Raw genomic sequence first — 25,094 nt, 5'->3', positions numbered from 1 at the left:
CTATTGCTGTTGGGTTTTCAGTGCCGCTACAGAAGCATTTCTTTAGCGGCTTCCATTTCCTCGCTCAAGTCTTCCATTTCCGTTTCCTGCATATCTGGGTCTAAGCCTAAACGAATAAACGCTTTTACTTTGTGGTAATTGATTTTCCCAAATGGGTGCTGTGTGCCCATGTAGCTTTGTAACAAAGAGACGGTGACTAAATCTGCGTAGTCGGCCTGTTCGACTTCTCGCGAGAAGTCCAGATGTTGCGACGGTACTTTCTGGATTTCTGGCGGGAAATCCCAGGTTTGAAGGATGCGGTTGCCAATGGCGGGAGCCAGTTTTTCGATCACAGAATCGAGAGTCAGGGAGTTATTCAACAGTTTTCCGTGGTCTTCCGCGTAAGTCAGGATTGGCAGTACTCCAATTTGGTGGACTAATCCGGCTAATGTGGCTTGATCGGGCAACAACTTGGTTCGATATCGACACAGTACATGGCAAATCCCCGCGACTTCTGCCGCCCGGTTCCACGTTTCGCGCAGTCTTTTATCGATGAGATCGGAGGTTGCTTGGAACATTTGCTCCATCGCCAGGCCGGTTGCAATGTTGCAGGTGTAAGCCATGCCCAGGCGCATGAGCGCGGTTTTTAAATCATCAATTTTCTGGCTTGCTCGAATCAGGGGGCTGTTTGCGACTTTGATGATTCGAGCGGAAAGAGAGGGGTCGGTACCAATAACAGACATCAGTTGATCCAGCGTTGCATCTGGATCCATGGCGATGTCTCTGACCTTGATTGCGACTTCGGGGAGGGTGGGGAGTACCAGTTCGTCGTTTTTTATCGCACTAATAATATCGTGTTTGACTTGATCAAAAATATCGTTCATCGACCACTCCCCAAAATATGCTGCCACCCAGAGATTAATGCGCCGGTGCGCGGCTCATTAATCGGCTAATGCAGAAGAAAGCGAACGAGCAATGCCAGAGGTCAGATCGCTATTGCTCTCCTTTGTGTTCATTAGTTATAGCATAGGGGAGGGAGGCTAAAGTCAATTTGGTGATTTTTTGTGGGTCCAAGTAGACCGAATTGGTATCAAAAGCAGTATCAGTGACGCAGATCAACAATTCTTTGGTGAAGTCTCGGGTTGAAGCAACGTTTACCACTTTACCGATGGCTTGCTCGGTGCCGTCGGTGTAGAGGTTGTCACCAACTTTAGCGAAAGCTTCGATATCAGTAACGGCACGGTAGGTGTGCTTTTTTTGTTTGCCCAGATACTGCATTCTTGCGACGACTTCTTGCCCGGTGTAACAGCCTTTGGTGAAGCTGACCGCGCCTAAGTTGGTTAGATTGATCACCTGAGGTGTGAATTCTTCGCTGATTTCCTCGGTGACAGTTGCTCTACCTTGGCGAATTTCTTCCACCTGCCAGCACTCGGTGGGCTCAACGTGGCAAGTTTCGCTCAATGTTTCCCAGTAGCTGTCGGCTTGGTCGGATTTAATCCAAAGCTCAAACTGGTCGTCCGACAATTTAATGATCACGGTGTCTCCGTTAAACTTTGACTCCAGATCAATATTCGGGCTGTTTTTGAACACAGATTCGATGATTTCTTGCGATTTCGGCCCTTTAAGCCCGATACAAACGTATTCACACTCATCTTCAACAAAATCCGCTTTCGAGAAAACCATGTATTTTCCCAGTGATTTCTGGGCAATGGCCTGAATGCTGTTGTCGCAACGCAGCAAATAGTCGTTCTGTCTGCCTGCTGCTAGGAAGTTAAATATGACACGTCCTTTCGGATTGCAGTGGGCGCCAAATTGAGCGGAGTTCTCGGTTATCGCCGTTACATCGCAGGTGACTTGCCCCTGGAGAAACTTTTGCGCTTGCTCTCCTCGAATAGCAATGACTGATAGATGAGTCAGTGCATATAAGCGAGTGCTGATGTCTTTGTTGTCTGAATTTGGGTAGGAAGTAACTAAATTGTTCTCAAGGTTCGCGCCGCAACGCTTTAGATACTCTAGCCAAAGTTTGTAGGTGGTCATTTTCTTGAATTCTCCTGCTAGCCTGTCTGGCTAGATCGGGGCGTATTTCAACATTTTTTATGATCGATCATCAATGGATAAGTAATAAATTGAACCTTAGCGGTGATAAATCAGTATAATCTCTGACTTAAGTAAAATTTAGATAAGTAACGAGACGTTGTGATGGAGAAAAATCGACTTTATTGGGCAGCACGCCGAGGTATGTTAGAGCTTGACTTGGTTTTATTGCCATTTATCGATAATGTCTACGACACCCTTGAGCAAAGCGACAAAGAGTTGTTTTGGGCTTTACTTGAATGCGAAGATCAAGACATGTTTTCTTGGTTTATCGACAAAGTAGATCCGCAAGAACCAGGAACTCTAAAAATTGTTAAGATCATCCGTTCACACACCGGTCTTCAGCCGGACGATTAATGTGTCATTGGCGCTGCCAGCGTTTATGAGTTGGCAGTATGCCATTGTGCAACTGTTGTTCCTCAGCGTTTTACTTCTTTCAAATTTCACCTGGCCGGTAATTCTGACGTTAGCAATACTAAGCATTGGTGTCAGTATTTATGGTTATTTTCAAGATCGTAAACGTTATAACGGGGTGTTATTGTTCTCACCTTCAACCGGGTGGCGAATAAAACGCGGCGATGAGATCGAAACTTTGGTCCTTTATAAGGCGCAATTTGTCGGCAATTCATTTTTAAAACTTGTTTTTAATAACCGGTCACGAAACTTATTTTCTCGACGTGCAAATTTTATTTTGGCGAAAAAGCAGTTGGGAATTCCTGTATTCAAACAACTGAAAGCATTAATTGTTACTGGACAATGCAGTTAATACACTTTTAGTAAAATGCTTTTCATTGTGATCAAACCGTCATTGTTTTAAGTCGCGAAAATTCAGTTCGTACTTGGATAATAATTGCCGGATTCGGTGAGAATCGTTGGTTGAGCTTTTCTGCGTTCTGCTGACGTTAAACAGTTTTCTACCGGCATCCGCCATAGAGTCGCTTTCTTGGCAAACTTTAATGACGCTTTGCAATTGCAATTGATCCAACAGATCGAGTTGCGCCAGTCGATTTTGATCAATGTAGTCTAATAGATTAATGCCTTGTTGTGTTGTTGTTTTGTAAGGTTGCCATTTATGTTTGAGGCGAATTATTTCTTCTTGAACAATGTCTTCGGTAATTCGCGCGCCATCTGCCAGAGTTGCCATGCGAGTAATGCTTGCATTTAGGTCGCGAAAGTTTGCGTTCCAGGTTGCTTGTGGGCTTTTGCTGAATGTTAAGTAGGTCGATTTTGCGCTTTTGTTAAAAGACACTAATGAACCTGATTTTTGGCTGAATTTTTCTAATTCAAACTCAATGTTGGGTTCTAAATCTTCAATTCTGTCTTTTAATGACGGTAGGTGATAACTCCATAAATCGATACGTGCTAGCAAATCTTCTCTAAACTCGCCGTTTTTTGAGGCGTTAATTAGGTTTTTGTTGGTTCCCGCAATGAGCTGAAAATTGCTTTCTATTTCTTTGTCGGAGCCGAAGGGAAGAAAAGACTTTTTTTCGATGGCTCTTAATAGCATGGCTTGTTCGTCTAACCCCAGTTCGCCAATTTCATCGAGAAATAGTAATCCATTGTTGGCTTGTTTTAATAATCCCGCTCGGTCACTGGTCGCACCGGTAAACGATCCTTTTTTGTGGCCGAACAGTGTCGACATAGCGTTTTCACCAGCGAGAGTCGCGCAGTTAACGGTGACCAATTCGCCTTTTAATTTCGAGCGTAATTTTCTCAGTTCAAAAATTCGCTCTGCCAATTGAGATTTACCCGCACCCGTTGCGCCAGTGAGTAAAATGGGTTCACTCGAACGAAGAGACACCTTTTCGAGTTGTTCAATCATGTTATTGAATTCAGTGTTATTCGTATGAATGCCACTTTTTAGGAACGCTGCGCCTTCGGTGTGTTCGCGTTGGAAGCGAGCGGCGATTTGATCGTATTTCGATAAATCTAAATCGATAATCTGATAATTGCCGATCGTATCGTTCCTTTCTTTGCTCGGCGATGACTGCAGTAATTTTGCGGGAAAATAATGGGCTTCTGTCAACAAATACCAGCAAATTTGCGCAACGTGAGTACCCGTGGTGATGTGAATTAAATATTCTTCATCTTGAGTATTAAATTCATAACTACGGGCGAAATCCATAAGGCCGGAAAAAACGCCTTCAAAGTCCCAAGGATTAACAAAGTTTAAACGGTGATGAACAACGTCGGTTTCCGGCGAAATAGCGTTGATGTCTTGAGTTGCTTGGTCGGCGAGCTTTTGCGAGTGATTGTCGAAGATCAGTTCTAGGCGATCCACAATCATGGTTTCCTGCTGGCAGATTGCTATGTTAGGGCGCCAGCGGTTCCAGCGGTCTGCTCCCTTACCTTTGTAATCTAAATTGGTGCCCAAAAGGCTAAAGACAACGCTTTTCATTTCAATGCTCGTATCGATTGAACTCAATAGCTTGATATTCTATTGGATATTGTTATATCGAAAAAGATATTTAATGATGTCTGTCAGAATGATGATAATTTCCTCTTCTTTGAAATAATTTAATCAAAACAGTGGGTTAGGTGTTTTTAAGCATTGTTTTCTTTGTTGGTCCGTTTATCGCTATTTACCGGTGACTGTATAGGGGGGCCCGCTTGGGGTTACTCAAACATAGAATGACAGCAAAGCCGAATCGATAAGGAATTAGAAATGGCTAATTATGAAGTGATGCAAGATGGCGGCGTGCCAATTAAAACATGGACAAAAGGGGTTCCGTTCGAAGACAAGGCGCGGGCTCAGCTGAAAAATATTTCTCGTTTGCCGTTTATTCACAAATGGGTAGCGGCAATGCCAGATGTCCATTTGGGGAAAGGAGCCACTATTGGCAGTGTCGTGCCGACATTGGGTGCGGTAATTCCCGCGGCCGTTGGTGTAGACATCGGCTGTGGCATGATGGCGGTTAAAACCAGCCTAACCGCCAAGCAGTTACCCGATAATTTAAGCGCTGTTCGCTTTGCAATGGAAGCGGCAATACCCCACGGCCGTTCAATGAGACGCGGCCGACGTGATAAGGGGGCCTGGTGTGACATTCCCGATGATGTTGCGGCTGCGTGGTCGGGTTTGTCCGAACGCTTTGATGTTTTGCAGGAAAAACACCAGGTGCTGAAAAATACCAATAATGTGAAGCATCTGGGAACGCTGGGAACGGGCAACCATTTTGTGGAAGTGTGTCTGGATGAAAACCAAGACGTTTGGATTATGTTGCATTCCGGTTCCAGAGGTGTGGGAAATCGAATCGGTACTCACTTTATTGACGTTGCTAAAAAAGATATGGAGCGCTGGCAGATTCAGTTGCCCGATTCAGACCTTTCGTATTTGCCTGAAGGGAGCGACCATTTTAATGACTATATTGAAGCGGTTGATTGGGCGCAAAATTTTGCCCGTGTTAATCGTGAAGTCATGATGATGCGTGCGATTGCGGCATTGAAAAGCTCACTAGGAATGGAGTTTAACGCGCAATTAGAGGCCGTGAATTGTCATCACAACTACGTTTCGCGCGAACATCACTACGGAAAAGACGTGCTGGTTACGCGCAAAGGTGCGGTTCGAGCCCGTAAAGGTGAGATGGGAATTATCCCAGGCAGCATGGGAGCGAAATCTTTCATTGTTCGTGGATTAGGTGCGCAAGAGAGTTTTTGCAGTTGCAGCCACGGTGCTGGCCGCGTGATGTCACGAACCAAAGCGAAGAAACTGGTTTCGATGGAAGAGCATTTAAAAGCAACTGATGGCGTTGAATGCCGGAAAGACGCTGATGTAATTGACGAAACTCCGTCGGCTTATAAACCCATTGAAAAAGTCATGGCGGCTCAGTCTGATTTGGTGGAAGTGGTTTACACATTAAAACAAGTTGTGTGTGTGAAAGGTTGAGTACGAAAAAGGCTGAGTACGTAAAAGAAAAGCAAGTAGGAATAATAAGGAGTCTCTGATTAATTTTTAAGGCTCCTCTTAATTAGAAGAAATAGAACGCTATGAATAGTTTACAGGAAGTTGCGCATCCATTGTTGGTTATCGACGGGAGTGTTGGTGAAGGTGGTGGTCAAATTTTACGATCCTCATTAACTCTTGCCGTTTGTTTGCAGCGACCTATTCGGTTGATCAATATCAGAAAAAAACGTTCGAAACCCGGGTTGCTGCGACAACATTTAACCTGCGTTCGTGCGGCGAAAGAAATCTGTGGCGCTTATGTAGAAGGAGACTTTTTAGGCAGCAATGAGATTTCTTTCTACCCAGGAAAAGTTCAGCCCGGTCGCTATTGTTTTAAAATCAGTACAGCAGGTAGTACGTGTTTAGTTTTTCAAACGGTGTTGTTGCCTTTGGTTCTTAAGACCAATCAAGTTTCTGAAATTGTGTTTGAAGGCGGCACTCACAATCCAAAGGCACCCGCGTTGGATTTTATCACCGAGAGTTTTTTGGTGTTTTGTAAACAGTTGGGAATAAATGCCGATGTGGAATTAGATCGCTACGGCTTTTCTCCGGCTGGGGGTGGACGATGGACTGCTACGGTGTACCCACGCTCGGATGTGGAAAAAAACAAAGCCTGTGTTTTCGAAAAGAACGATGACAAAGACATTAATATTAAGTTACAGGCAGTCTCCAGTAATATTCCTAAGTCGATTAATTTTCGCGAAATTGAAAAATTTCGACATTTAGCAAAAAACATTGACCTTAATACTGAAGATAAGCGAATTAACACTCTTGGTCAGGGCAACGTATTAATTGCGACAATTGCTAATCAAGGATATTCCAATGTTCTAATGCAGTTGGGCGAACATAAATTGTCTGCCGAACAAGTTGCAGAAAAATTATATCGGCGTTGTAGTGAACTTATGGAAAGTGGTGCTCAAGCATCGGAATATTTGGCGGATCAATTAATGCTGCCGTTGGCCTTGTGTGGCGGAGGTGAGTTCACAACTAACGAGTTAACTTTGCACGCTAAAACCAACGGTGATGTTATTAAATTGTTCGGTGGTGATGTTAAATACACAAAACTTAAGGCCAATTTATGGAAGGTCTTTGTATCGCCGATAGCTTGTTAATAACAATTTTATGCTAGATAAATAGTTTATAACTATTGTCGCTTTTTATCTCTGCTCGCTTACTTTTAAATGAAATAAGCGGGCTTTTTTCGTTTCTGACTGGCAATTTTTAATCTTTATTATTCGATAAATTATTTTTAATAATTTAGAGGCACTCAAAATAGCGTTGTTTCCAGCTTATTGTTGTTATTATTTCGTGAGAATAATAACGCAGTTATAACGAAATTCATTGTTTTGCTTTCTGGCGATCATTTACAGTCGGCTGTTTAATGTAAAGCTTTTGGGTGTATTTTGATCAAAAGTTTTTCAGTTATATGTCAATATTGAGGGTATCTATCAGTTTTTCTAATAACCATTGAAAATTAAGATCAAAGGTTATCCGGTTTTGTTGGATTTATGAGGGTTTAATCTCAAATACCTGAATTATTCATATTGATTTTTTTAACTGAATTGTGTTTGGAGAAAAACGGTTGGGTAAAGGTAATTTTTTATAGGTTACTAAATAGAATTATAAAAAAACGTACAAACCATTTTTTTTCACGCTGTAGAAATAATTTTTGAAAAAAACGCTGTGTTATATTGTGCGTGCGGTTGTGAGTAAGACCATATAATTCCTAATAATTAAATAATTGATTTAAGTTTTTAGATCATTTTCAAAAGTACGTATTTTTTCTTAACCATTAATCATTCTTCATGGAACTCTTATGAAAAAGTCAATTAATGTATTGCTATCAGCAGCTATGTTGCTGGTCTCAGTGCTTTCTGTATCTGCTGCAAATGCTTATTACCTACCACGTATCGCGACTTTGTCTAACGCTGCGGAAGGTAACGAGCTATTAGTTTTCACCCACATTCCTGGAAAAGGAATTGTTAAATTAGATTCAGTTGCTACTGGTGGTGCTGGTACCGGTGCTCCAATGATTTCTAACCAAGACGGTTTGATCGTTAGCGAAAACGGCGATTTCATTTACGCGATTAACACTGGTAGTGACAGCCTTTCTGTTTTCAAAATTGGTGAGAAGTCTGTTAAGTTGATCCAAACTGTTGACGCTCAAGGTTCTCAGCCAATCAGCTTGGCTCAATACGGTGACCTTCTTTACGTTGTAAACCAAGGTTCTGATAACATTGCTGGTTACAAAGTTCGTCGTAACGGTAAGTTGTTAGCTCTTCCAAACTCTAGCGCTCCACTAAGTGGTACTGGTACTGCTCCTGCGCAAATCAGTTTCACTCCAGACGGCAAGTTCCTTGTTGTTACTGAGAAGCTAACTGATTTGATCGTAACTTACCCAGTACTTGAAGACGGTCGTCCAGGTGAGTTGGTTGCTACTGAATCTGCTCTTCCTGTTCCTTTCGGTTTCGACTTCGACCGTTTCGGTCACTTGGTAGTTTCTGAAGCTACTGTTGGTGGCGGTCCAGACATCGGTCTAGGCGCTGGTGTTTCTTCCTACGACGTTAACGAAGACGGTTCTTTGACTGTTCTTACTGGTGGTGTTGTAAACTCTGGTCGTGCTGCATGTTGGGTTGTGTTCAACAAAGGCGGTCGTGTTGCTTACGTAACTAACACCATCACTAACACTCTTTCTATCTATCGCACTAACCGTCGTGGTGATTTAAGCCTAATCAACGACATTGCTGCTACTACTGAAGATAACTTCCCAGTAGACATCGCTCTTTCTGAAAACGGTCGTATTGTTTACACCCTAACTAACGGTGAAGGTACTATCGATGCGTTCTTCGTTAAAGGTCGTCGTGCAGATCTTAAAGAAGTTGCTGATACCGATGAGCTTCCAGGTTCTTCAAACGGTTTGATCACCTTCTAATTAATAAATAGTTTATCTACTTTATTAATGAAAAAGCCCCTAACTTTAGGGGCTTTTTTTATGGGTACAAATAAAAACAAGGTTTTTAAGTTTCACTTCTGCCTACAATCACGTCTTGGCCGGCAAAGTTAATCGGAACCAACACTGTGTCTCTGGCAAATGGTTTAAGGTTTGGGTAATCCAATGAGTAGTGCAAACCTCGGCTCTCTTTTCTTGCCATGGCCGATCGTATAATAAGCTGTGCTACTAACGATAAATTTCTAAGCTCAATCAAATCGTTGCTGACTTTGTAGTTTGAATAGTAGTCGCTGATTTCTCGCTGCAACAACTTAATTCGATGCAACGCTCTTTCTAGGCGTTTTCCTGTTCGAACAATGCCTACGTAATCCCACATAAAGCGACGAAGCTCGTCCCAGTTGTGCGAGATGACAACATCTTCATCAGAATCGGTGACTCGGCTTTCATCCCATTCTGGTTGATATTCAGGTTTGCTGATGTTCGAAATTTGTTCAATGATGTCTTGAGCCGCTGATCGCCCGTAAACGATGCATTCCAATAATGAGTTGCTGGCCATGCGGTTGGCGCCGTGTAAGCCAGTGAATGAGGCTTCACCAATGGCGTACAAATTGAGCAAATCCGTCCGCCCATGCTTGTCGACTACCACGCCGCCGCAGGTATAGTGAGCCGCCGGAACTACAGGAATTGGCTGCTTGGTGATATCAATGCCGTATTTTAAGCACTCGGCTTTCACGGTTGGGAAGTGGCTGGCGATAAAATCTTCGGATTTATGGGAAATATCCAAAAAGACACAATCACAACCCAGGCGCTTCATTTCGTGGTCGATGGCGCGAGCGACCACGTCTCTTGGTGCCAGCTCTTTGAGTTTATGGAAGCGATCCATAAATCGATCGCCATTGGGCAAAATCAAGTGCGCACCTTCGCCACGCAAAGCTTCCGTTAACAAAAACGTCTTAGCGTTGGGGTGGTACAAACAGGTTGGATGGAATTGATTGAATTCCATGTTGGCAATTCTGCATCCGGCGCGCCAGGCCATTGCAATGCCGTCGCCGCTGCTGCCGTCGGGGTTACTGGTATACAGGTAAACTTTACTGCTGCCTCCGGTTGCCAAGATGACGACCTTTGCTTGGAACAGAGTCACCGCGTCAGTGTTTCGGTTGTAGATATAAGCCCCTGTGCAGCGATATTTGGGAGAGTCTGCGTCGGCTTGTGTGACCAGATCAATGGCGATTTGATTGGTAAAGAACTCGATATTGGGTTTCTTTTTTACCGCGTCGATCAGTGTACCGTGCACAGCGCGCCCGGTAGCGTCGGCGCTGTGGATAATTCTTCGGTGAGTGTGACCACCTTCTTTTGTTAGGTGGTAGTTGTCATTGGAGGAATCTTTGGTGAACTCTACGCCTTGCTCAATCAACCATTCGATGGCTTCTTTGCTGTTTTCAACGGTAAAACGTACAGCTGATTCGTGACACAGACCACCGCCAGCAATCAGGGTGTCACTGACGTGTTTGTCGACGGTATCTTCATTATCTAGCACAGCGGCAATTCCACCTTGTGCCCACTGTGTTGAGCCTTCACTGAGTTCGCCTTTGCTGATTACTGCCACGGAGTAGTTTTCGGGTATATGCAGCGCGGTGGTTAATCCTGCTGCGCCGGAGCCAATGATCAGCACATCGTGAAAAATATTTTTGGTCATAGTTAGCTTGAACTCGGGAGGTCTTGGTGTGTGACGATTTTATTACTGCAGTCGGAAAAAGTATAAAGATATTAAACAGGTCAATGGGTTATTGAAGGGTAGAAGTATTTTCAGACAGTAAATCTTAGATCAAGATAAAGAACTTAATCGAGTATTTCTAGTCCTAAGGTGCAATTCGTATGTGGCTAAAAATAATTATCTATCATACTTTTGTTGATATACGTGCCGAATTAGTCAGCGAATTGCTACAGTTTGTATCGAATAATATTTATACTCACAGTCATGTACTATGTTAAATGTGTCGAATTCTAGCTGCTTGAGACTCGGTTAAAAAATTCCAAATAGGCCGAATCTTCAAATTTTTGCTAATTTATACACTGAGTTGACTTTGAGTTGGAGATTTTGCCCTTATATTGTAGGCGTAGTATTAGGAGCATGAGCCCTATTAAGTAAGAGCTTGCCTAAACAGGCAATTTTGGAGTGATGAATGACGGGCCAAGCCACGCCTAATTCCGATCAACAATTGGTTGAGCGAGTACAGAAAGGTGATAAGCGTGCTTTTGATATGTTGGTTTTAAAATACCAACACAAAATAATCGCCATTGTTGGTCGATATATCAAAGACAACGCTGAAGTGTACGATGTTGTTCAGGAAGCTTTTATAAAAGCTTATCGCGCGCTGGGAAACTTTCGCGGTGACAGTGCTTTTTATACCTGGCTGTATCGAATAGCGATCAATACAGCAAAAAACCACTTGGTTTCTCGCGGTAGAAGGCCGCCTGCGTCGGATATCGATGTAGATGAAGCCGATTTCTACGATGGCAGTGAGCCGCTTCGAGATATTGAATCTCCCGAAGGCGCCATGATGAGAGATCAGTTGCACAAGGTGGTGAACGATACCATTGCTGGATTGCCAGAAGATTTGAGAACCGCACTAACTTTACGAGAAATGGAAGGTCTGAGTTACGAGGACATTGCCGAAGTTATGGAGTGTCCTGTCGGTACTGTTCGCTCGCGTATCTTCCGCGCTCGTGAAGCAATTGATAAAGCAATTCGTCCGTTGGTCAATTAAGGAAGAAAATTGCAAAAAACTGACAATCTTTGTGAACCAATTCGTAGAGTGTGAGTCCATTAACAACAGAAGCGTTCAGCTTAGATTAATGGTTCGCCTATCGGAAGTACCGCATTTATTATGTGGAGTGAGCGAGATTGAGCTGAATTTCCGACAATAAAATGTCAGACAACTACAAGATCCGAGTTCGTTTATATGGCACAGTCCAACGATAAATCACAGTTTGATGAGTCTTTGAAACAATCTTTATCCGCTCTTATGGATGGCGAAGCTTCCGAGCTTGAACTGCGCCGCCTGTTGCAAAATGGCGAAAGCCAAGAAGTGCGAGACACCTGGAGTCGCTATCAATTAGCGAGTCAGATCATGCACTCTGAAACCAGCAGTTATCAAGGCATTGACTTGAGTAAAGGCATTTCTGAAATGATTGCAGAAGAGCCTGCAATTGAAACTGCTGCTAATGACGCTAAGCCGTCGCGTTTCGGTGCCATCATCAGTAATTTTGGTAAAGCGGCTATCGCGGCCTCAGTTGCTGTTGTTGCTGTGTTTGTGGTTGATAACTACCAACAAGACGAACTTGTTCAAGAGAACCTTGCGAACAATACTGTAGCGCCAGCAGTTGAAGCGCCTGCGGCAGATACGGCTAATCTACCTATTGGTTACGGCACCAACGGTTTGAATGCTCGCACCGTTAGTACCGATAGCCAGCAGTACGAATCGCAACGTCGCAATGCTCAGCCAGTGATTTTTATCCCTCGCACTGAGTCTGAAGTAGCTAATCCTGCGGTTGAAGAGTTTTTACAGCAATTAATGGCTGAACACGCAAATACCGGTGTTGTTGCTGAAGGTAACATTCCTTTTGAGCGTGTACCTCGTGTTGAGCTTGAAACATCGAAGCCTGCTCAAATCGAAGAATAGAATTTTGTTTTATTGTTGAAGTGTATCCAACTGTTGTAACGTTAAAGGGCTTCGATTGAAGCCTTTTTTTGTGCTTGTTGATTAGCGAAATCAAGTATTTGTTATCAAAATGATGCAGTCACTTTTATTGTATTAATCACCTGATTGGTTGAGGCGAAGGGTTGAAAGGGTTAAATCAATATTTACCTAAAATAGGTTGGGGAATATTACTGAGTTGGTCGGTTGCGGTTACTGCTGAAGCGGAGATCAATACTGCGTCATCAGACGAGGCTGCCTTGAGTCTGTTTCAACAAATGGGGCAAGCGTTGACTCAGTTGAGCTACAACGGAATTTTTACCCATGAGCACTCAGGTAATTTGGACCCCATTCGAATAACTCATCAGGTTATTAACGACGTTGAAGCTAACCGGTTCAAACATCTGACTGGTTCAGCAAATGCTATTGTTCAACGATCCGACGCCAGCTTGTGCGCTCGCGAGGACCTTTCACAGCAAACCCTGTTGCCGCGCACGGATGATTCTCTCGACAGTCATTACCTCCTGAAATTAGTGGGGGAGGATCGTGTCGCAGACCGTTCGGTATACATAGTCAATGCATTACCTCGCGATGAGTTTCGCTACGGTTACCGTCTTGCTCTCGATACCGAAACGGCAATGCCCTTAATGATGGCGACCATTTCGGGCAACCGTATGCTTGAGCGGTTCCAATTTATCGATTTCCAACCGGTTACTAACACAGCTGAAGTCGTTGATGAGCTTATTGAGCCCAAGCGCGACGAAGTTTTGTTGCTCGGCGGTTGTGTGCAGACTGCGGATTTAGCGCATTGGCGACTGGGTTGGGTGCCCAGTGGTTTCCAGTTGATTTCTGCGAAAGTGACGGATTCTGCTGAAATGCTCGCTTTTAGCGATGGTATGAGTCGTTTTTCAGTGTTTGTGAGCCGAGTGCTGGGCAGAAAAACCCTTGAAGGTGAAGCGCGCCGCGGCGGCACTTTAGTTTATCTCGATAAGATTGTGATTGCCGGCGAGCCTTATCAAGTCTCGATTGTTGGTGAGGTTCCTAAAACCACGGCTCAGAAAGTAGCCTCGGCTGTGATTCCTCTTGCTCGCAGATAGCGTATAGTAACTATCCAACTGTAAGCTGCTGTTAGGTGTCGTGGTTGGAAATCTTTTTGGTGTGAGTGTTAGCCTAATCTATTGTTGAATATTACGTCAGGTGATTTGTGATTAAAGAAAGTGGCCGTGTTGTTTCCGTTGAAGAAGACCATTTGTGGGTTCAGACGATTCGTAAGTCTGCTTGTTCGACGTGTTCAGCCGAGAAAGGCTGTGGCCAGTCGTTACTTTCTAAATGGGGTCAAGAGCCTGGGTTTATTCGTGTGGATTTGAACGGGCGCGATCATTCCAAGTATCAAATCGACGATACAGTAACCATTGCTATTGGCGAAGATGTGTTGCTGAAAACCTCGCTCGCGTTGTATTTATTGCCACTCGTATTTTTAATGGTTGGCATATTTGTCGGTCATTCTCTTGCTTTGGCGGAGGCTTATACTGTGTTGACTGGAGCGGTTGGTTTGGTAGCTGGTGCTCTATTTACCCGTAAGGTGTTGAATGTATACGGTAAAAGCCAGTCTCTGGAGCCGGTATTAGTTGAGGCCGACGAAGACGTAGTCTATTGGGCCGAAGGCGCTAAATAACGCTGAAAACAGCGTATTCAATAGTGGTGTTTCGCACTGTACTTGGATTAGTTGTTCGAATTCTCTTCTTTAAAAGGCAAAGCTCTTGCGTGCTCTTATTGGGATGTATCGCTAATATTCACGGTGCATTCATCGTTGCTACCATCATTAATTTGTCTCTATCTTCTTATCTTAAATGATCCTGTCACTTTTCGATTTCTATTTACGAATAAATCATTAATAGTTGAACTTTCAATAACATAGTTAACCAAATAGATACTGCCTTTCAGTGAAAACCTGAGAGGGAATCATGGCAAGCTTTTGCTAATTCATGTTAAATACCGAGTTATTTTAGTGTTTTCAGAAGTGTGGGTGGTTGCGGTCTATCTTTAGGGATGTAATCACTGGAACATTAGCTGTCTGAAAAATTTTTAGGAGGAAAATGGATGCGTTGGCCAATTGTTGCTATCGCTTTTATAGTGTTGGTTTTTTCTACCTCAAGTCATTCGCAAAGACTTCCAAACTTTGCTGATATCGTAGAAGACACAAGCCCCGCAGTGGTAAAAATAAATACAGTGTCGCGATCAAAACGTTCTTCTCAATCGATCGTTCCAGACCGGCAGCAGTTGCCAGAAATTTTCCGACACTTCTTTGATCCTCGCAGTGTGCCCGAGCGCGAACATCGCTCTATCGGCTCAGGTTTCTTAGTTTCTAGCGATGGCTACCTGCTTACTAACAATCACGTTATCGAAGACGCTGACGAAATTGTGGTTCGCTTGCAGGATCGCCGTGAATTCATCGCCGAATTGATTGGTACCGATCCGCGATCAGATCTCGCACTGTTAAAAGTCGATGCCAAAAAGCTGCCGTATCTTAATTTTGCCGAACCTAAAGAGCTGAGAGTGGGCGATTGGGTATTGGCGATTGGTTCTCCTTTTGGTCTCGATTTCTCAGCGAGTGCCGGAATTGTCAGTGCCATTGGTCGCAGTATTCCATCGGAAGAAAATGGTAATTACGTTCCATTCATCCAGACTGACGTCGCGATTAATCCGGGTAACTCGGGCGGGCCTTTGTTTAATCTTAAGGGTGAAGTTGTCGGTATTAACTCCCAAATCTACACCCGTTCAGGCGGTTCAATCGGCTTGTCGTTCGCTATCCCTGCCAGTGTTGCTTTGAATGTGGTTGATCAACTTAAGTCAAAAGGTCGTGTTGATCGTGGATGGCTTGGTGTCATGATTCAAGAAGTCGATAAGTCGTTAGCTGACTCTTTTGGTTTGAAAAAGCCTGAGGGTGCACTTGTCGCGCGAGTAGAACCTGGCAGCCCGGCTCAGACAGCAGGTGTTCAAAACGGCGATATTATTACCCGTTTTAACGGCCAAAAAATCATTGAATCCGGCGATTTGCCTCACGCGGTTGGTATTACCACGCCGGGTGATACGGTAGAAATGCAAGTTATCCGTGAAGGTCGTAAGAAATTACTGGACGTAACGGTTACCGCTTTAGACAGTGGCGTTGCCTTCGCTGGCGATGACAGCTTTGGCGGTTCTTCCGATAACAGTAAGTTGGGTATGGTGGTTGATAACCTGACCCGTGAATTAGCCAATCAGTTCGATATTAACGAAGGCGTGGTGGTTCGCTCAGTCAGCCCGAATGGGCCAGCAGCAGAAGCTGGAATCCAAGAAGGCGATGTTATTACTCAAATCGGTTTCAAGGCGATCAGTAACCTGAATAACTTCCAAGATGTGGAAGATAATCTACCTTCAGATAGCTTGTTACCTATTCGATTCGTTCGAAATGGGACGCCAGTTTTTAGAACGATCGCTACACCCTAGAAATTATTCAATTCCTTCGTCGTTTTTCCTAATGTGTACCGTTCTCCAGACGCCATGACGTGTTCGGGCTCTGGAGAACTGTCATTCCTCGTAGCTCCGTTGTACTAAATGCTGTAGACTTGCGCGCTAATTTAAAGGCGCTATATCTAATAGTGTAGGCGTCTAAGCGGTGTGTTTTTAACCGGTTGTTGGATTAAAAACACGTCATGTTCCCCAGTTTAAGCGGTATTTAAAAACATAGTGACAGATCTAAGCCACATACGTAATTTTTCGATTATTGCTCATATCGATCATGGGAAATCCACCATTGCAGACCGTTTTATCCAAATCTGCGGTGGCTTATCTGAACGTGAGATGGAACAGCAAGTTCTTGACTCAATGGATATCGAGCGTGAGCGCGGTATCACCATTAAGGCTCAAAGCGTAACCCTTGATTACACAGCAAAAGATGGCAAAACGTATCAGTTAAATTTCATTGATACGCCAGGGCATGTCGATTTTACCTATGAAGTTTCTCGCTCGTTAGCCGCCTGTGAAGGTGCCTTACTGGTTGTCGATGCTGCTCAAGGTGTGGAAGCTCAATCTGTTGCCAACTGTTATACCGCCGTAGAGCAAGGCCTTGAAGTTCTGCCAGTTCTAAACAAAATGGATTTGCCTCAAGCAGAACCCGAACGCGTTGCCGAAGAAATTGAAAATATCATCGGTATTGATGCAACCGAAGCGGTCCCTTGCAGTGCAAAATCGGGCATGGGCATTGAAGATGTGCTCGAATTGTTAGTTGCCAAAGTGCCACCGCCAGAAGGTGAGCACGATGCACCCTTACAAGCATTGATCATTGATTCTTGGTTCGATAATTATCTTGGTGTGGTGTCTTTGGTGCGCGTAACCCAAGGGACTTTGTCGGTCAAAGATAAGATTATTGCCAAGTCTATTGGCAAGGCTCACGTGGTAGACAGCGTGGGTATATTCACTCCTAAGCGCGTTGAGAAAAAATTCCTCCGTGCCGGTGAAGTAGGTTTTGTCGTAGCAGGTATTAAAGATATTCACGGTGCACCCGTGGGTGATACGTTAACCCACAACCAGTCCGCTGACGTTGAATCTCTGCCTGGTTTCCAAAAAATTAAGCCTCAGGTTTATGCCGGAATGTTCCCGGTTTCATCCGACGATTACGAGTCTTTCCGAGACGCACTGTCCAAACTTACCTTGAATGACGCCTCCTTGTTCTTCGAACCTGAGAGTTCCGATGCCCTGGGTTTTGGTTTCCGTTGTGGTTTCCTCGGCATGTTGCACATGGAAATCATTCAAGAACGGTTAGAGCGTGAATACGATCTCGATCTCATTACCACAGCACCAACGGTGGTTTACGAAGTTGTTAAAAATGACGGAGAAACCGTTTACGTCGATAACCCGTCAAAGCTCCCAGACAACAGTTACATTGAAGAAATGCGAGAGCCAATCTGCGAAGCCAGCATTTTGGTACCGAACGAGCATTTAGGCGCGGTAATTACCTTGTGCGTTGAAAAACGCGGTATTCAAACTGATCTTCAATACATGGGTAGCCAGGTGTCGGTGAAATACGATCTGCCTATGAATGAAGTGGTGATGGATTTCTTCGACCGATTGAAATCCGTTAGCCGCGGATTTGCGTCTTTGGACTACTCGTTCAGCCGTTTTGAAGCCGCCAATTTGGTGCGATTGGACGTACTAATCAACTCAGAGCGTGTCGACGCGTTGGCAATTATTGTTCACCGTGATAACGCTCAGTACAAGGGTCGTGCTCTGGCTGAGAAAATGAAAGAGCTTATTCCTCGGCAGATGTTTGATGTTGCTATTCAAGCGGCGATTGGTGGTCAAGTTGTTGCGCGAACCACGGTCAAAGCATTGAGAAAGAATGTGACGGCCAAATGTTATGGCGGTGACGTTACACGTAAGAAAAAGCTGCTTGAAAAACAGAAAGCAGGTAAAAAGCGTATGAAGCAGGTAGGACGTGTTGAAATACCGCAGGATGCTTTCTTAGCCGTATTGAAAGTTGATTCCTGATAGATTGATCTTAGTTTGTTGTGACCTAAATACTGGGCAGTAATTAAAAACCATGGATTCTATTAATTTTCCCCTCATCTTGATGATTCTTGTCGTTGGATCTGGATTGATCTGGCTATTTGATATCGCATTTTTATCAGCAAAACGAAAAACGGCCATTGCTACGGTAAATTCGCAGTTCGATACATCAGATGAACAGGCGCTTGAGAAAAATGCAGCGTACCAGTCGGCTATGGGTGTGGCGTCTCGGGAGCCTTTGTTAGTCGAATACTCGAAATCGTTTTTCCCCGTGCTCGCCGTAGTCTTTGTGCTCCGGTCTTTTCTGTACGAGCCTTTCCAAATACCGTCGGAATCTATGGTGCCTACCCTAGAAGTGGGTGATTTTATTTTGGTCAATAAATACACCTACGGTATTCGCCTTCCTGTTTTCAGAAACAAAATCATCGATATCAATGAGCCTGAGCGCGGCGATGTGATGGTATTTTTCCCGCCAGGAAAGAAAGAGTATTTTATTAAGCGTGTCATCGGCTTGCCAGGCGATAAAATCGTCTTGAGAAATAATGTTTTATACATTAATGGCGAAAAACAGCCCCAGCAGTTTGTAGAATCTGTTTCTAACCAGTTTGGCGATTACGCCGTAATGACAGAAAGCTTGAGTGGTTATGAACACCCAATGCGTAAGCTAGTGCGCGCCAACAGACCAATACGTTCTACCGACGGTAGCTGGGTTGTCGATGAAGGCCATTATTTTATGATGGGTGACAACCGAGATAACAGCAGCGATAGCCGTGCGTGGGGACAAGTGCCCGAAGAAAACATTGTCGGTAAGGCGGTGGCGATCTGGATGCATTGGGATTCTCTATTCAGTGTGCCGTCATTTAGCCGTACGGGTGCAATTGAGTAATCCGTCATTGAATTGCGCTGTTTGAAAAATTATTCTTACAGCGTGTCGGTAAATGTGCAGTACACAAACAACGATCCGGTTTGAAGATTCACCAAGGTTGAACTTTGGGAGTGTTGGTAAATGAGTTTAAATATTCACAAGCGTGCGAAGTATCCCAGTTTAAAATCTCAGTTGGGGATGGGCATGTCGAGCTGGTTAGTTGTTATCGTTATTGTCGGGTTGGTAGCCTCTCAAGCGTTTAAGATTGTTCCGAGTTACATCGATAACCAAACCTTGCGTTCTAAGCTTCAAGAGCTTGCGATAACGCCAGAAGGCATTGAATCAAAAAGTGTTTCTGAGCTTCGCTCAAATTTGAGTAATACCCTGCGTATTAATAACATTCGTGACATACCCAACGACAATATAGAAGTTAAACGTCAAGATGGTCGCGTCATTATTAACATCAATTACGAAAAACGAATTCCCATGTTTTTTAACGTTGATGTTTTACTGACGTTCAATAACCAGCTTGATAGCAAATTCCCCGATAAATGCTGTGATCCCATTGGTAAATAATCCGATTCTTCTCGAACGTTTGCAAAAACGTTTAGGTTATACATTTCAAAATTCCTCTATTTTACAACAGGCGCTGACTCATCGAAGCTTCGGTGCCAACAACAATGAACGGTTAGAATTTCTAGGTGATTCTTTACTTGGAATGTTCATTGGTGAGCGCTTGTATGAAAAATTCACCAACGCCACAGAAGGCGAACTGACCCGAATTCGCTCCTCCCTTGTTAAAGGTGAAACGCTGGCCCAAATTGCCCGCGAGTTCGAATTGGGTGATTGCTTGATTATGGGCGAAGGTGAATTGAAAAGCGGTGGCTTTCGTCGGGATTCGATTCTCGCCGATGCGGTAGAGTCAATTATTGCCGGTATCTATTTAGAGTCTGGATTTGAAACCAGCCGAAAGGTGGTTCTAAATTGGTTCGGCAGCCGGCTCGACAGTTTAGAGTTGGCACAAACTGGAAAAGACCCTAAAACCCAGCTACAAGAATACTTGCAGGCGTGTGGCGCTCCTCTGCCAAAATACGGCATAGAAACCCTGGAAGGAGAGGCGCATAATCAGGTCATTACCGTCAGTTGTGAGATCCAAGGGTTTAGCCAGCCGTTTACGGCATCGGCAAAAAATAAGAAACAAGCTGAGAAAAAGGCGGCTCAGCTCGCGTTGAATGCAATAAAGGCAGAGAAAAATGGTTGAATCAACTCAATGTGGTTACGTTGCAATTGTCGGGCGCCCCAATGTTGGCAAATCAACGTTGTTGAACCATTTAATCGGCCAGAAGCTCAGTATTACCTCGCGTAAACCGCAAACCACTCGGCACAACTTTTTGGGTATTAAAACTGAAAATAATACCCAAATGATTTTTGTCGATACGCCAGGAATTCATCTCGGTCAAAATAAAGCGATTAATCGCTACATGAATAAAGCCGCTACCACCGCGTTTAAAGATGTCGATTTGATCGTGTTTGTGGTGGATCGCCTTGCTTGGACTGCGGAAGACGAGTGGGTTGTTAAACAACTGAAAAACTCTTCTAGCCCAGTTATTATTGCGGTTAATAAGATTGATCAGCTTGAGAGCAAAGACGCGCTACTTCCTCACTTGGAATTTTTAACGCAAGAATTAAATCCTGATCACGTTGTACCAATTTCTGCGTTACGCAATAACAATCTTGAGCGTTTAGAATCTCTCGTTGCCCAATACATGCCCGAGGGGCAATTCTTGTTTCCCGAAGATCAAATAACCGATCGCAGCAGCCGATTTATTGCGGCGGAAATTGTCAGAGAAAAAATTACGCGTCAACTTGGTGATGAATTACCTTACCAAATGACGGTTGAGATTGAAGAGTTTTCCTACGAGGGTGCACTACTGACAATCAGTGCTTTAATTTTGGTTGAACGTAATGGCCAAAAGCGAATCTTGATCGGCGAGAAAGGTGAAAAGATAAAACAAATTGGTCAGCAAGCTCGAATGGATTTAGAAAGCTTGTTTGATTCCAAAGTTATGTTGAATCTGTGGGTTAAAATTAAATCCGGTTGGTCTGATGACGAACGAGCCCTGCGCAGTTTGGGCTATAACGACTTAGAATAGCGCTTGGGTTTGCCTTCGTGAATCCCAGTCAGAATCTTCAACCTGCCTATGTTCTTCATTCTCGCAATTACCGAGAAACCAGTTTATTAGTTGATTTTTTCTGCGCCAACCACGGACGTGTTTCTGCTGTTGCTAAACGTGTTCGTGGCAGTAAAAATAAATTGTCTCTATTTCGTCCCTTTCAACCGGTACAGATCACTTGGACCGGGCGGACGGATTTAAAAAGTCTATCCCATATTGAAATCACGCAATCGTTTCAGAATTTTCCAAGTTTAAACGTTTACTGCGGTTATTATTTGAATGAGCTGCTCTTAAAGCTAATCGGCTCTGGCGATGCTTATATCGAGCTTTTCAGTGTTTATATGGAATGCTTGGAATTTTTAAAAACCAATACCGATCAGAAAGAACAAGAAAAAATCCTTCGTAAGTTTGAGTTTTTATTGTTGAGAGAGCTTGGCTACGGGTTAAATCTCAGTGTTTGTTCGAGTACCGGGAAAGCAATTAGTAGCGCTAATCACTATTACTTTTTGACGAATGTTGGTTTCATCGAAGAGCAAGCTCACATGAATGCTATGGATAGTACTATAGATAGTACGATGGATGTTGCCAGAGCGCCCACTTCATCGAAAGTAAATCCATTGTTTCCGGGCTCGCATTTGTTGGCCATCGCAGAAGGAAATTACGACAACAGAGACGCTTTAAAATCCGCTAAGATTATTACCCGTCGCATGATTGATTTTTTGCTCAATGGTAAACCACTCAATAGTCGAGTGCTGTACGCGCAAATGATTAAAAAAATGATTGAGACTAAAATGGGCGGAGATAAAACAAGCGAAACTGAAATGAACAAAATGAAAGGAATCTCTGAATAATACGATTTTAATCTGAGATTCCTAACGCTGTTTGTGGGCTCTAGTCAAAAAATAAGCCGTCTAGATCGTACTCGTTGTGCCAACTTATGAGTTCTTCAATAGCTTCTGTGGTACTCGCTAAACTTGGTGAAATACGATGGTATTCCTTTTTAAATAACAATTTATCTAACTCGGTAGATGCTTTTGCAAGTTTGGGAACACCGGTATAACTGGAGCCTCCGCGCAGCTTGTGGACCACGTCTTCCAGTTTTTCCATATCGTTATTATCAACAGACTTTTTAATGGTTTTTAGGCTGTCTGGCAAAGACGTTAACAACAGCGTCAGCATTTCTTTGGCAAGACGAACATTTTTGTTACTTAACTGAATGCATTGTTGAATATCGACGGGCTTCGCGATTTTCTGCTCTGAAATTGCGGGTGCAGCATTGCTTGGTTTTGTCGGACTTTCTAGATTGATCTCATCCAGCGCTTGATCATTATGATTGATTGTTGAGCTTGCAATGGTGGTGACTTCAACCGGAATAATGTCATCGTCAGCTTTTGGATTCAGTAATTCCTGAGATTGTTGCGCGACCTTGTTAGCAGCGGTGGACTTTTGTACTCCTTGGCACCAGCGTTGAATCACATGTGAAAGCTGTTCTTGGGTAATGGGTTTACTTAGATAATCATCGAGGCCAGCCAGCAATAATTCCGATTTACGATCATTCACGGCGTGGGCAGTAAGCGCAACAATGGGAGTGCGCAGACCCGCAGGTTGGTTTTCTCTGATAACTTTAGTGGCTGCAATTCCGTCGATATCTGGCATTTGAATATCCATAAATATCATGTCGAATCGTTTGTTTTCGCACGCTTTGATTGCGTCTTGGCCGGTATTTGCTGTAGTAACGTCAATTCCTAAATTACTCAAAAATTCACGAACGAGCATCAAATTAGCTGGGTTGTCATCCACAGCTAAAATTTTTAGTTTTCTTCCCGATAATAAAAATTCAGATACCGGTGCTTTGCTGGTGATATGTTTGGTGATATTTAAGTGATTACAAATCGTTTTGTACAATCGTTCGTGAACCACGGGTTTATTACAATAGGTTACTGCACGATTGACTTGAGCTTCGGTTAATTCGCGCTGTTTTGCTGGAGTGGTGATTAAAATAGTTTTGCAGCGGAAGTCATTATTAACTTGATAAGTTATCTGATCGAGAAAGCTGGTTGCCGTGTGATTGTTCTCTTCTACGGGAACATCAATGATTAATAATTGCTGGACTCTATTTTGGTCTTTTAGCTTTTGTAGTCGATTGAGAATAGAATCTAAATTCTTAGATTCAGTAACGTTGACTTTCCAGGCACTCAAATGACTCTTTAACTGTGCCAGCATTGATGGATTTTCACTGCACGCCAAAATAGAAATACCAGATAGCGCTTTTTTGGTGTCGGTATTTTTGGATTGGCCTTCGGTCAATGGAATCGAGAACCACAGCGACGGGTTGCTGGTATTTTCTCGATAGCCCATGGTTCCACCCAAGGCTTTAATTAGCCCTTTCGAAATAGCTAACCCTAAACCATTTTCTGCGGTGTTTCGGCTTGAGCCTGAGTCTAAATTGGCAAACGCTCGCAGTGCGGTTTCTGTATCCAGATTTAATGCACTGTCGAAACCAGTGATTTCAAACAAGTAATTTTGTGTGTTGGTCGCCAGGTTTTTAACATTGGTTTCTTGATCTGTTGAAATGCAAACAGAAATATCTTTCTGGCTTGAAAACTCAATGGCACCATTGAGTAAATTGGTGAGAATTTGCTTGATGCGCAGCGGGTCGCTGACCACATCTTTCGGTAATTTAGGGTCGATTTGATAATGAAGCTCACGCAGGTTGTCGAATGCTGTCGGCGCCAGAATTTGCAAGGTTTCTTCAATTACCGAATCCAGCTGCATGGGAATAAAGTCGAGTTTTACCGTGCCTGCTTCAATGTGAGATATGTCTAAAATATCATTGATGATGGTGAGCAAGCCTTGCGCCGACGATTCAATGGTTCTCAAATACTCTTGCTGTATTTCCGAGGTATCGCCTTTGAGCAGTAACTGCGTGAACCCTATAATTCCGTTCAACGGTGTTCTAAATTCATGGCTGGCATTGGCCAAAAATTCTGATTTAACTTCGCTGGCTTCCAATGCTTTTTTGCGGGCGATGTCTAATTCAATATTTTGAATTTCGATCGTTTCCATCGTCTCTTGCAGCTCTGCTAAAGAGTGCTCAATATTTTGTTTTAAATCCGCTTGAGCGTTTGTGACAGAATCCGCGATGGCATTGATGTCTTCGATCATTGGTGCCAATGAACTGTCTGGGTTTGCGTCGATTCTGTGGCTGTAATCGCCTTGAATTATCGAATGCACGCTCTGTTCGATTTCTTGTAATTCAGGTTTTAATCGACCGACTCGGTCTTGCAAAAACAAGGCAATAATTGCAGGAGAAATAAAGCAAATGGCCAAAATTGCCAAGATCATTTCAATGTAAAGATACTTGCTTTGATTGGTGTCGAAAGCAATGTCGATCCAACCAATAATTTCGCCCTGGTTTTGAGAAAACACAGGGTGGGCAATTCTCAGAGTGTCTGATTCAATCATGGAGAACTCAACGGTATTGTTGAGCCAATTATCGACAGGGTATTTCCTGATATATCGCGGACCAAGATGCGCCACAATATTTCGTTCGGTATTCAGCAGCCGCACGCTTCGAACTTGTTCGTGTTGAATAATAGCCGACAGCGAACGCTGTAAGGACTGTTGAAGGTTGTTGTCTAAATAGGGGCTACTTAATTCTGCAGCGATGGACGCTAAATTTTTTAGCTGCTCACGCGAGGTCTTATTGGTTTCAAAATAATAGAACGTCGCAAGTGCGATGCCTAAGACGAGAGCCGTAATAAATATTGGGATGAGCGTGAGTTTACGCAGCAGATGCTGAACTTGCCTAAAGTACATATTCTAAACAGTAGAAGTTGTTAAGTAGGAA

Annotated in this window: 21 protein-coding genes; 16 read left to right on the top strand and 5 right to left on the bottom strand. The window is 43.6% G+C overall.

The window, feature by feature from the left end:
• Positions 1-26 precede the first annotated feature (26 nt).
• Together LU361_RS01560 and ygfZ are read right to left on the bottom strand one after the other, a co-directional pair.
• Positions 27-863, bottom strand: a complete 837-nt coding sequence (locus LU361_RS01560; protein ID WP_233088181.1) for an HDOD domain-containing protein — start codon at positions 861-863, stop codon at positions 27-29.
• A 109-nt stretch (positions 864-972) separates the two neighbouring features.
• Positions 973-2,016: a CAF17-like 4Fe-4S cluster assembly/insertion protein YgfZ gene (gene ygfZ, locus LU361_RS01555; protein WP_233086557.1), complete on the bottom strand. Its 1,044-nt coding sequence runs from the start codon at positions 2,014-2,016 to the stop codon at positions 973-975.
• A 162-nt stretch (positions 2,017-2,178) separates the two neighbouring features.
• Between ygfZ and LU361_RS01550 the strand changes: the two genes are divergently transcribed.
• Both LU361_RS01550 and LU361_RS01545 read left to right on the top strand, forming a co-directional pair.
• A complete protein-coding gene (locus LU361_RS01550; protein ID WP_233086556.1) occupies positions 2,179-2,430 on the top strand; it encodes an FAD assembly factor SdhE in 252 nt (83 codons plus the stop codon).
• Positions 2,431-2,455: 25 nt separating this feature from the next.
• Positions 2,456-2,839: a hypothetical protein gene (locus LU361_RS01545; protein ID WP_233086555.1), complete on the top strand. Its 384-nt coding sequence runs from the start codon at positions 2,456-2,458 to the stop codon at positions 2,837-2,839.
• Between the two features lie 39 nt (positions 2,840-2,878).
• Here the strand turns inward: LU361_RS01545 and rtcR are convergent, their stop codons facing one another.
• Positions 2,879-4,471, bottom strand: a complete 1,593-nt coding sequence (gene rtcR / locus LU361_RS01540; protein ID WP_233086554.1) for an RNA repair transcriptional activator RtcR — start codon at positions 4,469-4,471, stop codon at positions 2,879-2,881.
• A gap of 267 nt (positions 4,472-4,738) precedes the next feature.
• On the opposite strand from rtcR, the gene LU361_RS01535 reads away from it, so the two are divergent.
• From LU361_RS01535 to LU361_RS01525, 3 genes are all read left to right on the top strand, one after another.
• Positions 4,739-5,956, top strand: a complete 1,218-nt coding sequence (locus LU361_RS01535; RefSeq protein WP_233086553.1) for an RtcB family protein — start codon at positions 4,739-4,741, stop codon at positions 5,954-5,956.
• Between the two features lie 101 nt (positions 5,957-6,057).
• The gene (rtcA, locus tag LU361_RS01530; RefSeq protein ID WP_233086552.1) at positions 6,058-7,125 is read left to right on the top strand and encodes an RNA 3'-terminal phosphate cyclase; all 1,068 of its coding nucleotides are present in this window, start codon (positions 6,058-6,060) and stop codon (positions 7,123-7,125) included.
• Positions 7,126-7,829: 704 nt separating this feature from the next.
• Entirely contained in the window at positions 7,830-8,945 is a 1,116-nt protein-coding gene (locus LU361_RS01525; RefSeq protein WP_233086551.1) for a lactonase family protein, read from the top strand.
• An 85-nt stretch (positions 8,946-9,030) separates the two neighbouring features.
• Here LU361_RS01525 and nadB read toward each other — a convergent pair whose 3' ends face one another.
• Positions 9,031-10,659, bottom strand: a complete 1,629-nt coding sequence (gene nadB, locus LU361_RS01520) for an L-aspartate oxidase (RefSeq protein WP_233086550.1) — start codon at positions 10,657-10,659, stop codon at positions 9,031-9,033.
• Positions 10,660-11,146: 487 nt separating this feature from the next.
• Between nadB and rpoE the strand changes: the two genes are divergently transcribed.
• The 11 genes from rpoE to recO all read left to right on the top strand — a co-directional run bounded on the left by rpoE (position 11,147) and on the right by recO (position 22,095).
• Complete coding sequence (rpoE, locus tag LU361_RS01515) at positions 11,147-11,731, top strand: RNA polymerase sigma factor RpoE (RefSeq protein ID WP_233086549.1); 585 nt, start codon at positions 11,147-11,149, stop codon at positions 11,729-11,731.
• A gap of 195 nt (positions 11,732-11,926) precedes the next feature.
• Complete coding sequence (locus tag LU361_RS01510; RefSeq protein ID WP_233086548.1) at positions 11,927-12,646, top strand: sigma-E factor negative regulatory protein; 720 nt, start codon at positions 11,927-11,929, stop codon at positions 12,644-12,646.
• 161 nt (positions 12,647-12,807) lie between these two features.
• A complete protein-coding gene (locus LU361_RS01505; protein ID WP_233086547.1) occupies positions 12,808-13,758 on the top strand; it encodes a MucB/RseB C-terminal domain-containing protein in 951 nt (316 codons plus the stop codon).
• Between the two features lie 107 nt (positions 13,759-13,865).
• Positions 13,866-14,336 (top strand): SoxR reducing system RseC family protein, encoded by a 471-nt coding sequence (locus tag LU361_RS01500; RefSeq protein ID WP_233086546.1) that lies wholly within the window; start codon positions 13,866-13,868, stop codon positions 14,334-14,336.
• Between the two features lie 425 nt (positions 14,337-14,761).
• A complete protein-coding gene (locus tag LU361_RS01495) occupies positions 14,762-16,147 on the top strand; it encodes a DegQ family serine endoprotease (RefSeq protein WP_233086545.1) in 1,386 nt (461 codons plus the stop codon).
• Between the two features lie 240 nt (positions 16,148-16,387).
• Positions 16,388-18,187, top strand: a complete 1,800-nt coding sequence (gene lepA / locus LU361_RS01490; RefSeq protein ID WP_233086544.1) for a translation elongation factor 4 — start codon at positions 16,388-16,390, stop codon at positions 18,185-18,187.
• A 52-nt stretch (positions 18,188-18,239) separates the two neighbouring features.
• Positions 18,240-19,091, top strand: a complete 852-nt coding sequence (gene lepB, locus LU361_RS01485; protein ID WP_233086543.1) for a signal peptidase I — start codon at positions 18,240-18,242, stop codon at positions 19,089-19,091.
• Between the two features lie 120 nt (positions 19,092-19,211).
• Positions 19,212-19,646 (top strand): DUF4845 domain-containing protein, encoded by a 435-nt coding sequence (locus LU361_RS01480; protein WP_233086542.1) that lies wholly within the window; start codon positions 19,212-19,214, stop codon positions 19,644-19,646.
• Positions 19,627-20,331, top strand: coding sequence for a ribonuclease III (gene rnc / locus LU361_RS01475; protein ID WP_434064649.1), 705 nt, complete (start codon positions 19,627-19,629; stop codon positions 20,329-20,331). Before LU361_RS01480 ends, rnc begins: the two co-directional genes overlap by 20 nt.
• Positions 20,324-21,223 carry a GTPase Era gene (era, locus tag LU361_RS01470; RefSeq protein WP_233086541.1) on the top strand — a complete coding sequence of 300 codons (900 nt, stop codon included), beginning with the start codon at positions 20,324-20,326 and terminating at the stop codon, positions 21,221-21,223. Before rnc ends, era begins: the two co-directional genes overlap by 8 nt.
• A gap of 17 nt (positions 21,224-21,240) precedes the next feature.
• Positions 21,241-22,095 (top strand): DNA repair protein RecO, encoded by an 855-nt coding sequence (recO, locus tag LU361_RS01465; RefSeq protein ID WP_233086540.1) that lies wholly within the window; start codon positions 21,241-21,243, stop codon positions 22,093-22,095.
• Positions 22,096-22,135: 40 nt separating this feature from the next.
• Here the strand turns inward: recO and LU361_RS01460 are convergent, their stop codons facing one another.
• Positions 22,136-25,063: a response regulator gene (locus LU361_RS01460; RefSeq protein WP_233086539.1), complete on the bottom strand. Its 2,928-nt coding sequence runs from the start codon at positions 25,061-25,063 to the stop codon at positions 22,136-22,138.
• Positions 25,064-25,094 lie beyond the last annotated feature (31 nt).

It is taken from the genome of Sessilibacter corallicola (genome assembly GCF_021290925.1).
Taxonomy (GTDB): Bacteria; Pseudomonadota; Gammaproteobacteria; order Pseudomonadales; family Cellvibrionaceae; genus Sessilibacter; species Sessilibacter corallicola.
The sequence above is the reverse complement of the archived record's forward strand: the minus strand, read 5'-3'. Positions and strand labels throughout refer to the sequence as shown.